This window comes from Chitinophaga sp. NPDC101104 (genome assembly GCF_050277495.1).
Lineage (GTDB): Bacteria > Bacteroidota > Bacteroidia > Chitinophagales > Chitinophagaceae > Chitinophaga.
In genome coordinates, this window is the sequence record NZ_JBNNSF010000001.1 from 1,224,956 (window position 1) to 1,240,523 (window position 15,568).

The window sequence follows — 15,568 nt, forward strand, 5'->3', positions numbered from 1 at the left end:
ACAAACAAATGAAAGTCTTAAAATTTGGCGGAACCTCGGTTGGCAAACCGGAACGTATGCATTCCGTGGCGCAGTTGATCACAGCAGACGCTGATGCCAAAATCGTGGTACTGTCCGCTCTCTCCGGAACTACCAATGCACTTGTCGAAATCGGTAATTCGCTCGCCGAAGGAAAAAAGGCCGAAGCGAAACAGCTGATCGACAAACTGGAAAGCCACTATCGTTCCTTCTGCCTGGAACTGGTGAAGACCGATGCCGGACGGGACGCCGCCAAAGTCATCGTAGACGAACATTTCGAGTTTCTCAATATCATCCTCCGCATTTCCTTCAACGAAGCACTGAACAAAGACATCCTCGCCCAGGGCGAACTGCTGTCTACCAAACTGTTCGGCGCCTACCTGGCGGAAGCGGGCGTGAAATCCGTATTGCTGCCCGCACTCGAGTTCATGAGCATCGACGAGTTCGAAGAGCCCGAGATTCCGCGCATCAAAGTAAAACTCAACCAGCTCCTCGAACAGCATAAAGGCGAAACCACTTTCATCACGCAAGGCTATATCTGCCGCAACGCGCGCGGAGAAGTGGACAATCTGAAACGCGGCGGCAGCGATTATTCCGCTTCCCTCATCGGCGCTGCGATCCAGGCAAAGGAAGTTCAAATCTGGACGGACATCGACGGGATGCACAACAACGATCCCCGTGTCGTGAAAAAAACCTTCCCCATCGAGCAACTGTCGTTCGACGAAGCGGCCGAGCTGGCATATTTCGGTGCAAAAATCCTCCATCCCGCGTCTATCTGGCCCGCACAGCATTTCAACATTCCCGTGAAACTGCTGAACACCATGCAGCCCGAAGCCAAAGGCACCATCATCACCGAAATGCCCAACGGCAACGGCGTGAAAGCCATCGCTGCGAAAGACGGCATCATCGCCATCAAAATCAAATCCAGCCGCATGCTCCTCGCTTACGGCTTCCTCCGCAAAATCTTCGAGATCTTCGAGAAATACCGCACCCCGATCGATATGATCACCACTTCCGAAGTGGCCGTTTCCATTACGATCGACGATCAGCGCCATCTCGACCAGATCCTCAAGGAACTGCAACCCTTTGGTACCGTTGAGCTGGACCATCACCAGGCCATCGTTTCCATCGTGGGCAACGAAGTGGCGGCTACTCCGTCCATCCTCAAAAAACTGTTCGATTCCCTCAACGAAGTGCCCCTCCGCATGATTTCTTACGGCGGCAGCAGGCATAACATTTCCATCCTCGTAGGCGGTCAGCACAAGGAGAAAACACTCCAGCTGCTGAACAAAGGCCTGTTCGGGCTGGAATAGTTGACGGATGTTGATCGACGATACAGGCTGAAGCAGATGTTGCTTCAGCCTTTTTTATTGGGATGAGAGGCGGAAAGAGACAGGTTAAATGGTAGGGGCCGTGCGTTCCGGTAGCGCAACAGCCGGATTTGAATGGACGTCCGGCGGAATACTTTTTCTCCGGAACCCGGCATCAAAATGACGGGAAATGTTATTCGCCGAACATCCGCTTTCAGGAGCAGGTACGGGCGGATGATGCATCACGCGGAGCGCAATTGCACACCGGCGGTCCCGGTTTCCTTCGCTTTGCCTTCGAAGTAACCGATCTTCCGCATCCGGAAAACGTCCAGCGAATACACGCCGAATTCCTCGATCACCTTTCCTTCCAGGATATAGAACCCGCTTTTCTGGAACGGGTACCGCCGCAGGCTGTCGGGGAAATGCACCGTGTCCAGGAAATCGCCGTTACGGTCGAGGAAAGTGCCGAAGCACATGGGCTCCTGCTTCGATGTATACACATGTTTCAGCGTTACGAGGTTGCCGAGCATGGTTACATTTTGACCGAGATGATTTTCCAGTTCCGCCACGGGCGTGTATGCACGCTGATCGTGCTGCAGCACGTCGAAAGGAGAGGAGAGCGGGAATCCCAGCAATTCGATCTCGTCGAACGCATCTTCATGCTCGTGGTACGAAAGCGCCGGCAGCGCCCAGTTGCGCGAAGGTTCCTGGAAAAGCCCTGGCCGCGCGGGGTCGAGCGTTTCCTTGCGGAGTAATGCCGCACTTTTCCACAAGAGGTTTTTCTTCGTTTCTTTCGTGAAATGAAATGCTCCGATACGAACGAGGATTTCCAGTTGCGCGGCGCCCGGCTGCGTCCGGTTTACGAAATCCTCCATCCCTGCGAACCGCCCGTTCATCCGCCGCTCTTCCAGCACCGATTCCATCCAGGATTGTTCCAGCTTCTCCACATGGATGAACCCGACATGCACATCGTTCCCCTTGATATTGGTCAGGTAATCACTTTGATTGACGCAGGGCGGATGGATGCGGGCGCCCGTTTTCCGGAGCTCCCGGAAATACAGCTCGCGGTTGTAAAATCCGCCGAAATTGTTGATCACGGCCACCATGAACTCTGCCGGGAAATAAGTTTTGAGGTATAAGCTCTGGTAACTTTCCACCGCAAAACTGGCCGAATGTGCTTTGGAAAATGAAAAATTCGCAAAGCTCGCGATCTGCCGCCAGACTTCTTCGCTGACGGCCCTCGGCCGGCCGAGCTTTTCACAATTGTCGAAAAAAAGGTTTTTGATCTTTTCGAAATTCTGCTGGCCGCGGTACTTCCCTGCCATGGCGCGCCGCAAAGTATCCGCGTCTGCCAGGTCGAGATTGGCGTAGTGATGCGCTACCTTGATCACGTCTTCCTGGTAGACCATCACGCCGTAGGTCTCTCCCAGCAAGGTTTTCATGATGGGGTGAAGGTATTCCACTTCCTCCGGCCGGTGAAAATTCAATACATATTGCCGCATCATCCCGGCCTGCGCCACGCCCGGCCGGATAATGGAACTGGCTGCTACCAGCGTGATGTAATCGTCGCAACGCAACTTGCGCAGCAGTTGCCGCATAGCGGGCGATTCGATATAAAAACACCCGATCGTCTGCACATTTCGCAGCGCGTCCCGGACGCGCGTATCTTCCATAAAGGTTTTCACGTCGTGGATATCGATCTCCACACCCCGGTTTTCTTTGATAATATCCAGCGTATCACGGATATGGCCGAGGCCGCGTTGACTGAGGATATCGAACTTGTGCAGCCCGATCGCCTCGGCCAGGTGCATGTCCAGCTGCGCGGTGCTCAGTCCTTTCGGGGGCATATGCGTAGCGCAGTATTGATGGATGGGTGCTTCGCTGATCAGGACCCCGCCCGCATGTATGCTCAGATGGTTCGGGAAACGGTCGAGCATGCGGCCGTACCTGATAATGCGCAGGTGGGTACTGTCTTCCCCGAGCTTCACCTGGTATGGGTTTTCGAGGATTTTATCGATTTCGCCTTTCGGCAATCCGTATACTTTCCCCAATTCCCGCACAATGGCGTTCGTTTGGAAAGTAGCTACCGTTCCCAATAGTGCCGTGTGTTCCGAAGTATATTTCCTGAAGATGTAATCGAAGATCTCGTCGCGGTCGCGCCACGAAAAATCGATATCGAAATCCGGGGGCGATGTGCGGTGCGGATTAAGGAACCGCTCGAAATAAAGGTCCAGCGCGATGGGGTCTACATTCGTAATGCCCAGGCAATACGCAATGATGGAATTGGCGCCGCTTCCCCGGCCCACATGGAAAAAATCCCGGTGCCGCGCGTACCGCACAATGTCCCAGGTAATAAGGAAATACGCATTGAAATCCTGTTGGTCGACGATCAGGAGTTCTTTGTCGATCCGCTGCTTCGCCTCCGCATTCCCCATCCCGTACCGGTATTCCATCCCTTCGTAAGCAAGATCGCGGAGCAGCTGGCGGTCGCCGTCCCGGCTATGCGTAAACCGTTTTTTATTCAAATGCTGGCCGAACGTGAAGTGCAGCTGGCATTCCTCCATTACCCTGAGGGTGTTGCGGACGATGTGCGGGAATTCCTTGAAATGCTCCAGCAGCTGGAACGGCGGGATGAAACACTCGTCCGTTCCGGCTACTTCTTCCGGCGGCAACTGGCTGATCAGCAAGTTGTTGTCTACCGCCCGGAGCACGCGGTGCAACCGCTGGGATTCTTCATTTTGAAAGCTAAGGGGTTGGAGAATAACGAGCTTTCCGGCATGTTGACGGGTATCCGTACGGAAGAGCCGGTTCAGCTCCCGCGGACGGACCCCCATCAGTTCGTGTGCTGCCAGGGATGTCAGCGGAAACGCTCCCCAGGCATAGATGACGAAGGTGCTTGGCAGATATGGCGCGCGGTCCGGATAGGGTTCGCCGGTCTGCAAATGGCGCGATAAAAACCGGTTAATGGCCATCCATCCTTCCATGTCCTGCGCCAGTAAAATATACCGGAACGCCGTGCCGTTGCGGCATTCCAGTCCCAGGACGGGCTTGATGTCCTGCTGCATGCATTCCTGCACGAACATCCATGCATCGGTGGTGGCATTGATGTTCGTGAGCGCCAGCGATGTGATGCCGTGCGCTTTGGCCACGGATACGAGCTCGTCCGTACGGATCGTGCCGTACCGCAGGCTGAACCAGGATTTGCAATTCAGGTACATATCAGTGTCCGGGATATCGTCGTTTCATAATAAATGTTTCTTTCTGGAACGGTTGTAGCTGCTGCTCAAAATTGCCGCTGCTGCTACTGCCGCGCATCAGGTATTGCCATCCGAATTGCGATTTGATACTGTCGATCGCCTGGTACAGCGATATCATATCCGCCGTATCGTCGAAAAGACTGATCTGGTAATTCCCCGACACGAGGTTGCTGAACCGGATCCCTATAAGCCGTACCAACAACCGCCGGTCGTACAGCTTGGTGAACAGTTGTTTGACGTGGCCCAGCAGCACGTGATCGCTGGACGAATACGGTATGCTCAATTGTTTGGTCACCGTTTCGAAGTCCGAATACCGGATTTTGACCGTAACGCAGCCCGTGAGCCGGTTTTGCTGCCGGAGCTCGAACCCGATCTTCTCCGTCATCCGCACCAGTTCGCCGTGCATGAACCCCAGGTCGATCGTGTCTTGCGGGAACGTCGATTCCGTGGAGATGGATTTCTGTTCATGGAATGGCACTACGGGCGATTCATCGATCCCATTGGCCTTGTTCCACAGTGAAATGCCGTTTTTTCCCATCCACGCCTCCAGCAATCCTACCGGGATCTCGCTGAGCGTTTTTACCGTTTCCACCCCGCGCCGCCGCAATTGTGCCGCCGTTTCCTTGCCCACCATGGGGATTTTTTCGACGGGCATGGGCGCCAGGAAACCTTTTTCCTGTCCGAAGGGGATGGAAAGCTGTCCGTTGGGCTTGGCTTCGTTGGTCGCCACTTTCGACACCATTTTATTCGACGCCAGGCCCAGGGAAATGGGCAGGCGGGTTTTGTGCATGATCTGCTGGCGGAGCTCGGACGTCCATTTGAGGGAGCCGAAATATTTGTCCATCCCTGTCAGGTCCAGGTAAAATTCATCGATCGACGATTTTTCGTACAACGGTGCGGAGCCGGCGATGATATCGGTCACTTCCCGCGAAAAATGGCTGTATTCTTCAAAGTCCCCGCTGCGGACGATCGCGTGCGGACAAAGCCGCAAGGCCATTTTCATGGGCATGGCGGAGTGGATGCCGAACGTACGGGCTTCATAGCTGCAAGCCGCCACCACGGCGCGGTCGCTCTTACCGCCCACCAGCAGGGGCTTGCCTTTGAGGCTATGGTCCTTCAGGCATTCGACCGATACGAAAAAGCAGTCCAGGTCGAAATGCGCGATCGTTCGTTGGCCGTCTAACAACATAAAATCGTGTCTTTGCATCCAAAAATACTAAAAAAATTAGTATTACTAATGTTGTTGGCAAAGAAAAAAGAAAAATAAACCAAAGGCATCCGGCGTTTGTTTAAATAGATGTACTAATCCATTTCGTTATGAAACACACGGATTATGTCAAAGAGTTCCTGCTGCTGGCACTGTTGTTAGGGCCGATGGTTTACCTGGCACTGATCTGGAACCAGCTTCCCGCCAGCATACCCACCAATTTCAATATAAATGGCGAGGCCGATGGTGTGGTGAGAAAAAGCGAGTTTTTGCTCCTGATGATTTTCCTCTTTTTTACGAACGGGCTGCTGTACGCGCTGTTCCGTTATATTCCGAAGCGGGAGACGTGGGACGAGACGCCCGCCGAGTTCAAGGCGTATATGGGTGAATATTACCGCATCCGGTTCCGGATACATATATATCTGGCGGTGTTTACGGCGATCGTGATCTTCCTCATTTCGCGCGGCAAGGAGATTTTCGTGGAAAAATGGGTGTTTGTGGGGGTTGGATTGCTGATTGCGGCGCTGGGCGTCTTTTTGCGGCACCTGAAACCGAATTATTTCGTGGGGGTGCGCACGCCGTGGACGCTGGCGAGCGATGCGATCTGGACGGAAACGCACCATATGGCGGGGCGTTTGTGGCTGTACGCGGGGATCGTGATCATGGTGGCGGGAATGTTCCTGCCGGTGATCAGCGGGGTGTTCCTGTTTATTTTCGCGGCAATGGCGCTGGCGGCGCTGCCTTACATTTATTCTTACCGGCTGTTTTATAAAACCCAGGGCTGAATCGTCGAACGCACGGAGCTCATGGCAAGCGACCTCCGGGCAAAAAAAAGTAAGAACGGGAAAACCTGTTCTTACTTTTTTTTATGGTATATAAACCATTAGCGGAGGGAAGGGAGGAGTGCTCTGCCGATCAGTTCGCGGCCGGGCCAGGGAATGAGGGCGAGGAGGAGCACGAGGGCGATGCTGAAGAAGATGAGGGCGGTCTTCTGTTTTTTGGCATCGGAATCTGCTTTTTTGATCTTGGAGCGGCCGATGTGGACCATGGCGATGGCCACGATGGCGAGAAGGGTGTGCTCTACGGTGAAGAAGCGGAGCACTTTATCGCCCATAGCGGCGCCCATATTGCCGAAAGCGGATTTAGTGAGGGAGCTGGTGAACATGAGCACGAGGCCGATGAGCAGCTGGATGTCCAGGAAGATCATGAAGAAGAGGCCTGCCTTGGCATCGCCTGCGCCGTAGGGCTTTTTACCGGCAACACCGGCGATGGCGCGAATAACGGCGAGGGCGCCGAAAATCACGATGAGCCAGCGCACGTACGAGTGAATGTCTAACAAAGCGTTCATATTGTTTGAGTTTGTCCGGGGCAAAAATAAGCGTTGAGTCACAGATAAATTTTTTTATTACAAAAAATATTTGCTAATTTTGTTAGCATTGTTGTACTAAATAATTTAGGGATGTCTACTGTTTGCCGAAATCTTAAATACCTGCGCAAGCAAAAGGGCTGGACGCAGCAGGAATTCGCGGACCGTCTCAACATCAAGCGTTCGTTATTGGGGGCATATGAGGAAGAGCGGGCGGAGCCGCGGACGGAAGTGTTGGAGCAGGTGAGCGATATGTTTCGTGTATCGATCGACGATCTGTTGCGGCGCGATCTGAGTTCCCAGAAGGAAACTTTCCTGGAGCGCAGGCGCCAGCAGAAGTTGGGTGGTACCAGCCGTCAGAATGTGGTGTTCGTTCCGGTAAAAGCGGCCGCGGGTTACCTGGCGGGCTTTAACGATGAGGAGTTCATCGAGGAGTTGAATACGTTTACGTTGCCCATGTTGGGTGCGGGCCAGTACCGTGCGTTCGAGATCGCGGGCGATTCGATGTTGCCGACGCCTTCGGGGTCGGTAGTGGTTTGCCACAAAGTGGATGGTTGGGAAGATATCCGTAATAACGAGGCGTATATCGTGGTGACGAACCGCGAGGGCATCGTATACAAGCGGGTGTTGAAGAGCAACCGTTCGAAAGCGAAGGTGACCCTGGCGTCCGACAACCCCATGTACGATCCGTATTCCGTGAATATGGACGAAGTATTGGAAATCTGGGCGGCGGATGCGGTGATCCAGAAAATGGGCCAGCAGCACAAAATGAGCGTGAACCACCTCGCCGGTATGGTAAACCAGTTGCAGGAGCAGGTGAGCATGCTGAAAAAGCAGATGAAGAATTGATTCGGCTTTGATCGAGGATGGGTGCAGCATTTCACCCTTTCTGGAAATGGATCGGCGTTAAATCTGTGCCCGTTCCGGGAAAGTAACATCATGCCTGGATGAGTAAGATTGCGTTCGCCCTAATCGGGGCAAAAATGTTCGTATTCGTCCCGGGAAAGAACTGTCTCGCCTGGATGGATAAGTTTGCGTTGGCACTTGATCGGTGCAAAAATGTTAGTGTTTGAACCGGGAAAGTAAAATCGGTGGAGGGATAAATTTGCGTTGGCCCTTGATTGGTGCAAATATGTTAGTGTTTGAATCGGGAAAGTAAAATCGCTGGATGGATAAATTGCGTTGGCCCTGTTAATAAGCCATGACGCACGTTGCCATTTCAGGCCCATGAAGTGATTTTATTCCCCAGAATCAGGGTTACAGCTGATTTGCAAATGCTTTGACATAGAAGAATGCCTTATGACATATGCAAGGGAATTCATCCTTGTGCAAACCCCATGTTAACCATTGACAATGCCGGAGGTTCCTCCGGCATTTTTTGATGGATGGAATTGGCTGGGGGCCGTAGTTGTTGGGATTATTGCGGGGGATCTTTTCGAGATCACCCGCTTATCTGGAAAAACGTACATTTAACTGTCTACAAAAAATTCAGGATCATGACAACCGAATGCGCAGCTACCATTTTCCATGTCAGCGAACTCGCGGCCGCCACCGTGTTTTACACCGAAACGCTGGGGTTTACCCTGGATTTTGAATTCGGCAGCGTAGTGGGGCTGCATCACGGAAATGTGTTCATTCATCTCTCCGGCCCTGCATCACATGGGAACAAAAAGGCGATAGGCGAAGGACATATCTACATCTTTTGCGACGAAGTGGACGATTATTTCACGGAGATCGCAGCGAAAGGAGCCGATGCTTTCATCCCGCCGGCTGACAGGCCCTATGGTGTCCGCGACTTTGCCGTCAAAGACCCGGACGGAAATATCCTCGCTTTCGGAAAAAGTATCGTTCCCGAGAACGAACCGGCCGTCAAACCTTGAAAATCCCATTTCCTCCGATCACGAAAACCGCTGCGACCTCCGCAGGCTCCAGGGAATACAATCCCGTGAATACGCTGAACGCCGGCAGGATCGCGCCCTCCGGCCCGAAATAAAAACAGGGCAGCCGTAGCCGCTGCCTGCCGTATCCCACCATCCAGACCCCCGGGTGTATATGCCCCGAAACTGCATACGTTTCCCCGTTATCTGGCAGCCTGTCCTTCGGATCGTGCACGAAATAAATTCCATCTACCTGCAGCGACTCCATCAAATCGATCCCTAATGAAGCATAGACCCCCGGGTCCATAATATCATGGTTACCCGTCACCAGCTCGAACCGGATGTGTGGAAACTGGTTTCGCCAAATACGGAAATACTGCACTTCATTATTTGCCGAACTGTGGAACATATCGCCCACTACGATCAACCGCTCGGGATTGTATTTCGTGATCAGCTGCTGCAAACGGTAAAGATCTTCCTGCACGATGTTCGCCGGCACACCAATGCCCGCTTTCCGGAAATGCGCCGCCTTTCCCACATGCAGGTCTGCCACGATCAGCGCCCGCTCTTCTTCCCAATACAATGCTTTTCCGGCGGAAAGCCGCCAGTGTCCGCCCTTGAACTCGTACCGAATGTCTTCCAATTTTCGTTTATTTTATCTGGACCGTTGCCAGGATTTTTTATTTTCCATTCACCCGTTTCGCCAGCATGAATGCCTTATATATGTAGCTGTTTTATGGCGGTTTGCGCAAACCTCATAGCAGCTTCCTCAGGCAGCATCCCCTATTGCCAGAGTGTCATTTTTTTAATGCGGTCCTCCAGTTTTTCGCTTGTCAGCTCCTCACGAAGGCTATCCACCTTGATGGGGAAGCAGAAAGGCGTCAGTCGCTGAGGAAACGTGATCACGATGTTGCCGTTCCGTATCCGTTCCAGGGTTTCCCGCAAGCGGGCCTCTTCCATCTGGTAGAAAAACGCTTCGTTGTAGGCTTGCCGAACGAGGATATTCTGCGCATCATAATCTTCGAAAACCTTGAACAGCAAGGAGGCGGACGATTGCAAATGCCGGTTGGCTTTTGATTTTCCGGGATACCCCTGGAACACGAGCCCGGCGATCACCGAAATGTCGCGGAACTTGCGGCGCGCCATTTCGGTGGCATTCACGCTGCTTTGTAAATCTACCGTAAGATTGTCGGCGGAGAAAAGCTCGTCCGCATTACTGTCGTCGACAGGTATCGGCTGGTCGCTCAGCAGTTCGAAACCATAGTCGTTCATCGCGATGGAAAAAGTGATGGGATGCCGCTGGCTGATCCGCCAGGCCAGCAACATGGCCATCACTTCATGGACCAGCCGCCCTTCGAACGGATACACGAAAAGATGGTATCCGTCTTCCGTCTGGATTTGTTCCATAAGCAGCTCATTCTCGCGCGGAATGTGCGAAAGTAACTGCTGAAGTTCGAACAAGGGCTGAAGTATCGTGATTTCGGGCTCGTGTGCCTGGCCCGACATGGCTTCGTGGAATTTCCGGCGGAGCATTTTGCCCAAATTGGCGGAAAGTGGCATCCGGCCCCCGTTCCAGCTGGGGACGATGCTTTTTTTCGATTTCGATTTGCGTACCAGGACCGTCATGTCTTTGATCATGACGAACTCCAGGTTATGTCCGCTCAGCCGGAAGCTATCGCCGGGAGTGAGCCGCGAAATGAAATATTCTTCGATGACGCCGACATAACCGCCCGCGAGGTAGCGGACTTTCAACATGGCGTCGCTCACGATGGTGCCGATGTGCAGGCGATGGCGCATAGCCTGTTGCTTGCTTGTGCAGTAGTAGCGATCACCAACGAGGTGGAGTTTATGGTATTCGTCGTAGACCTGGAGTGCTTCGCCGCCGGATACGAGGAACGACAGGCTCCAGTTCCATTCCTCTTCCGTCATGTCCCGGAAGCAGAATGTGGATAACACCTCGTTTTTGATCTCATCCGGGTTGAATCCCTCCGACACGCCGAGGGTCATGAGGTATTGCAGCAGCACATCGTAGGCCAGCACGACCGGCATCCGGCTTTCGATGAGATTTTGCGCCATGGCGTCTTTCAACGCAGCCGCCTCCACCAGCTCGAGGGAGTGGGTAGGGAGGAACCAGATCCGGCTGACGGCATCGGGCCGGTGGCCGCTTCGGCCGGCGCGTTGCAGGAATCGCGCCACGCCTTTCGGACTGCCGACCTGGATGACGGTGTCTACCGGGCGGAAGTCTACCCCGAGGTCGAGGCTGGAGGTGCATACCACCAGTTTGAGGATCCCTGTGTGTAGGGCTTCTTCCACCCAGATGCGAAGCTCTGCGTCGATTGAGCCATGGTGCAGCGCGATGGCGCCTGCCAGCTCAGGGCATTCCTTGAGGATTTGGTGGTACCATATTTCCGACTGTCCGCGGGTATTGGTGAAAAGCAGTGTGGTATTGCTTTCCATGATGACGGGGATCACTTTGTGGAGGAGCCGCAGTCCCATATGCCCGGCCCAGGGGTATTTTTCGATCTCGTCGGGCAATATGGATTCCACTTCGATGGCCTTGCGCACGTCTGCCCGAACGATAACCCGTTCGCCGGGGAGGTTGCCGAGCAGTACGTCCAGCGCCTCGTCGAGGTTGCCGATAGTCGCGGAAATGCCCCAGATGCGGAGATCGGGGCGGAGGCCGCGGAGCCGGCTGATGCCGAGCTCGGTCATCACGCCGCGCTTACTGCCCAGGAGCTCATGCCATTCGTCGGCCACGATGGTTTCGAGATATTCGAACCGCTTGGGATATTCTTTCTGGGCGATGAGGATGTGGAGGGATTCCGGCGTGATAATGAGCACTTCGGGCATGTTGCGCTTCTGTTTTTCCCGGACGCTGAGGGGCGTATCGCCACTTCGGATCCCTACGGCCCAGGGTACGCCGAGCTCCCGGAGGGCTTCTTCCATGGCACGGCCAATGTCTTTGGCCAGCGCCCGCAAGGGGGTGATCCACATGAGGCGGAGGCCATTGCCGGTGCGGGACCGGTAATCTTCCGGATGCTCATTGATCCAGCGGATAACGGTGCCGAGGAATAAGGAAAAAGTCTTGCCGAAGCCCGTGGGGGCATTTACCAGGCCGGAGCGGCCCTGGAGGTAATGTTCCCATGCTTCTTCCTGGAAGGCGAAAGGCGCCAGTCCTTTCGCTCCCAGCCACTGTTCGATCGCTTGCCAGCCGGGTGTTTGTTTCATCAGACAATGAAATTAGGAAAAATTCCCGCATGGCCTACCTTTGCCGTATGCGCGATTTCTTTCGTTTACACGAACACGGTACAACTGTCAGGCAGGAACTGCTGGCGGGTTTGACTACTTTTTCGACCATGGCGTATATCCTGGCCGTCAACCCCATGATCCTGTCTAAAACCGGGATGGATTTCAACGCACTCATCACCGCCACCGCCCTCGCCGCCGCCATCGGCACGCTGGTAATGGGGCTGTATGCGCGGTTACCGGTGGGGCTTGCGCCGGGTATGGGGCTCAATGCCTTCTTCGCCTACACCATTGTACTGGGAATGGGCTACAGTTGGCAATTTGCGCTAACGGCCGTTTTCCTGGAAGGCATCATTTTCATTTTCCTGTCGCTCTTTCACATCCGGGAAGCGATCATCAATACGATCCCCGAGAACCTCAAGCACGCAATATCTGTGGGGATTGGACTATTGATCGCGCTGATCGGGATGGCCAATGCCGGAATCATCGAAACGGGCATGCGGCATGTGGGAGATGGCAAGCTGGACGGGGTCATCCTGAAAATGGGGCACATTACGAGCGCGGGGCCACTCATTGCCTTATTGGGGCTGATCGTCAGTGCCGTATTAATGTACAAAAAAGTCAATGCGGCGTTGTTGCTGGGTATCCTCATCGCCACACTGGCCGGTATCCCGCTGGGTTTGACCATCTGGCCGGAACACGGCATCATGAGCTTGCCGCCGAGTATTTCACCGATCGCCTTCCAGCTGGAATTCGACAAGATTTTTTCGATGGATATGGTCGTTATCTTGTTTACTTTGTTGATGGTCAATCTGTTCGATACGGTGGGAACACTCATTGGCCTCTGCAGCAAAGCGGGGTTGCTCGACAGCCGGGGCCGCATCCCCCGGGCCAAACAAGCCCTGTTCGCCGATGCGGTGGGTACCACAGCGGGTGCGTTATTGGGGACCAGCGTCGTTACGGCGTATGTGGAAAGCGCCAGTGGCATCGCTTCGGGCGGGAGAACGGGATTAACGGCCGTGACGGTTGCCGGTATGTTCCTCCTGGCGCTGTTTTTCGCTCCGCTTTTCGCCATGATCCCCGCCGCGGCCACTGCACCTGCGCTCATCATCGTAGGGATGCTGATGATGGGGGCGGTCGTAAAAATCAATTTCGATGACGTGACGGAAGCGATCCCCGCGTTCCTGGCCATTGTCATGATGCCATATACCTACAGCATTGCGGAAGGGATCGTTTTTGGCATGCTGTCTTATGTTTTGCTGAAGGTCTTCACCGGAAAATACCGCGAGATCAGCCCGGTAATGTATGTGCTTTCGGTGCTGTTCGTGCTGAGTTTTATGTTACAGTAATTATCAATAAGTTCAGCGATAAAAAATGTGGTTAAACGTTCAGCCGGCATTGGCTATGTAGTACTGTTGGTGCTGGTTTTATGTAGCATAATCGACAAAAAGTTCCGTGATAAAATTGTCGTTGATCGTTCAACCGTCATTTACTATTCGTTTTCGGGACGCTGTCATATGTATTGCTGAAGGTCTTCACCGGAAAATACCGTGAAATCAGCCCGGTAATGTATGCGCTTTCGGTGCTGTTCGTGCTGATTTTATGTTACAATAATTTTCAATAAGTTCAGCGATAAAAAATGTGGGTTAATCGTGCAGCCGGCATTTGCTATTGTAGTACTGTTGGTGCTGGGTAGTATGTAGCAATAAGCTGACAAAAAGTTCCGTGATAAAATTGTCGTTGATCGTTCAACCGTCATTTACTATTCGTTTTGGGCATACTTATGTATTGCTGAAGGTCTTCACCGGAACATACGGCGAGATCAGCCCGGTAATGTATGTGCTTTCGGTGCTGTTCGTGCTGAGTTTTATGTTACAGTAATTGTCAATAAGTTCAGCGATAAAAAATGTGGGTTAATCGTTCCGCCGGCATTGGCTATTGTAGTACTGTTGGTGCTGGGTTTTATGTAGCATAATCGACAAAAAGTTCTGTGATAAAATTGTCGTTGATCGTACAACCGTCATTTACTATTCGTTTTGGCATGCAGTCCTATGTTTTGCTGAAGGTCTTTACTGGGAAGTACCGCGAGATTGTCCCGGTGATGCACGTACTTTCAGTGCTGTTTGTGCTGATTTTTATGCTGCAATAATTTTCAATAAATTCAGCGATAAAAAATGTGGTTTGAAAGTTCAACCGGCAATTAATATTCGTTTTCGGGATGCTGTCTTATGTTTTGCTAATGGTCTTAAACGGAAATGCCGCGAGATCAGCCCGGTAATTTATGTGCTTTCCGTGCTGTTCGAGCAGAGTTTTATGCTGCAGTAATTATCGAAAAGTTCATCGATAAAAAATGCCGGTTGATCGTTCAACCGGCATGTACTATTGTATGCATATGGAAAAATCAGGTGAAGAGGAGCCGGACACCTACAATGAGCAGGGCGCCAGCAAGGGCGATCATGATACCTTTGGGCTTCACTTTGCTGGAAAGCCCCGCACCCAGCTGCGCACCGATCACCACCCCGATCCCTATGGAAAGGGCTGTTTGCCAACCTTCCCAGAAACTGCCCTGGACCATGTGCACGATCGTTCCCGCCAAAGACATGATGGCGAGGATGAAGTGACTCGTAGCCGTGGCGATGTGGATAGGAAAATTCAATACGCTGATCAGTGCCGGAACATGGATGATGCCGCCGCCGATGCCCAGCAAGCTGCTGATGAAGCCCACGGCGAAACTGATCAGAATACCGTACCAGATATTAAACCGGTATTGATGATGCTCGCCGCTTCGCTCCGTGAGGTCGCGGTCTACACATTTTCCTTTAAGCGAACCCTGCGCATATGCCCCCCGGTTGGGTTTGGCGATCAGGAAGAGCGCGATCACGATCAGCAACCCTCCCAGGATCAGGTTAAATACATGCCGCGAAATAACACTCGTGGCCATGGCCCCGAGTATGGCACCCGGCAACGTTGCGATCGCGAAAATGGCCGCAGAACGGTAATCGATCCGCTTTTTACGGGCATACGCCACCGATCCGGAGGTCGCGTTCAGGCAAACCACCGCCAGCGAAATGCTCGTCAGTACGTCGGGCGCCATGTCCGGGTACATCAACAGCAATAAAGGCATGAGGATAAAGCCTCCCCCGGCCCCGATCAGGGTCCCGAAGGTTCCGATCCCAAATCCTATCAATACTAGCAACAATGCAGCCTGCAAGTCCATCTGGCGTTAAATGATTTTCACGTGTGAATATTGCATCCTTTGCGCATAACGGTAGAAAAGCCAATGGTCC

11 protein-coding genes are annotated in these 15,568 nt (G+C 53.1%); 5 read left to right on the forward strand and 6 right to left on the reverse strand.

Annotated features, from left to right (window positions below):
- Positions 1 to 8 precede the first annotated feature (8 nt).
- Positions 9 to 1,331, forward strand: coding sequence for an aspartate kinase (locus tag ACQKLP_RS05105; RefSeq protein ID WP_427320676.1), 1,323 nt, complete (start codon positions 9 to 11; stop codon positions 1,329 to 1,331).
- A 239-nt stretch (positions 1,332 to 1,570) separates the two neighbouring features.
- Here ACQKLP_RS05105 and ACQKLP_RS05110 read toward each other — a convergent pair whose 3' ends face one another.
- Together ACQKLP_RS05110 and dinB are read right to left on the reverse strand one after the other, a co-directional pair.
- Positions 1,571 to 4,546 carry a DNA polymerase III subunit alpha gene (locus tag ACQKLP_RS05110; RefSeq protein WP_427320678.1) on the reverse strand — a complete coding sequence of 992 codons (2,976 nt, stop codon included), beginning with the start codon at positions 4,544 to 4,546 and terminating at the stop codon, positions 1,571 to 1,573.
- A 1-nt stretch (position 4,547) separates the two neighbouring features.
- Entirely contained in the window at positions 4,548 to 5,774 is a 1,227-nt protein-coding gene (gene dinB, locus ACQKLP_RS05115; protein ID WP_427320680.1) for a DNA polymerase IV, read from the reverse strand.
- A gap of 128 nt (positions 5,775 to 5,902) precedes the next feature.
- On the opposite strand from dinB, the gene ACQKLP_RS05120 reads away from it, so the two are divergent.
- Entirely contained in the window at positions 5,903 to 6,577 is a 675-nt protein-coding gene (locus ACQKLP_RS05120) for an SdpI family protein (protein ID WP_427320682.1), read from the forward strand.
- 98 nt (positions 6,578 to 6,675) lie between these two features.
- On the opposite strand, the gene ACQKLP_RS05125 is transcribed toward ACQKLP_RS05120, so the two are convergent.
- Entirely contained in the window at positions 6,676 to 7,140 is a 465-nt protein-coding gene (locus ACQKLP_RS05125) for a hypothetical protein (protein WP_427320684.1), read from the reverse strand.
- A gap of 111 nt (positions 7,141 to 7,251) precedes the next feature.
- Here ACQKLP_RS05125 and ACQKLP_RS05130 point away from each other — a divergent pair, with 111 nt between their 5' ends.
- Together ACQKLP_RS05130 and ACQKLP_RS05135 are read left to right on the forward strand one after the other, a co-directional pair.
- Positions 7,252 to 8,007: an XRE family transcriptional regulator gene (locus ACQKLP_RS05130; RefSeq protein ID WP_341842990.1), complete on the forward strand. Its 756-nt coding sequence runs from the start codon at positions 7,252 to 7,254 to the stop codon at positions 8,005 to 8,007.
- A gap of 647 nt (positions 8,008 to 8,654) precedes the next feature.
- Positions 8,655 to 9,038 carry a VOC family protein gene (locus ACQKLP_RS05135; protein ID WP_427320686.1) on the forward strand — a complete coding sequence of 128 codons (384 nt, stop codon included), beginning with the start codon at positions 8,655 to 8,657 and terminating at the stop codon, positions 9,036 to 9,038.
- Here the strand turns inward: ACQKLP_RS05135 and pdeM are convergent.
- Together pdeM and ACQKLP_RS05145 are read right to left on the reverse strand one after the other, a co-directional pair.
- Positions 9,028 to 9,678: a ligase-associated DNA damage response endonuclease PdeM gene (gene pdeM / locus ACQKLP_RS05140; protein ID WP_427320688.1), complete on the reverse strand. Its 651-nt coding sequence runs from the start codon at positions 9,676 to 9,678 to the stop codon at positions 9,028 to 9,030. The genes ACQKLP_RS05135 and pdeM overlap by 11 nt on opposite strands.
- 140 nt (positions 9,679 to 9,818) lie before the next feature.
- Complete coding sequence (locus ACQKLP_RS05145; protein ID WP_427320690.1) at positions 9,819 to 12,263, reverse strand: ligase-associated DNA damage response DEXH box helicase; 2,445 nt, start codon at positions 12,261 to 12,263, stop codon at positions 9,819 to 9,821.
- Positions 12,264 to 12,310: 47 nt separating this feature from the next.
- Here ACQKLP_RS05145 and ACQKLP_RS05150 point away from each other — a divergent pair, with 47 nt between their 5' ends.
- Entirely contained in the window at positions 12,311 to 13,630 is a 1,320-nt protein-coding gene (locus ACQKLP_RS05150; protein WP_427320692.1) for an NCS2 family permease, read from the forward strand.
- 1,052 nt (positions 13,631 to 14,682) lie between these two features.
- Here ACQKLP_RS05150 and ACQKLP_RS05155 read toward each other — a convergent pair.
- Positions 14,683 to 15,498, reverse strand: a complete 816-nt coding sequence (locus ACQKLP_RS05155; protein WP_427320694.1) for a sulfite exporter TauE/SafE family protein — start codon at positions 15,496 to 15,498, stop codon at positions 14,683 to 14,685.
- Positions 15,499 to 15,568 lie beyond the last annotated feature (70 nt).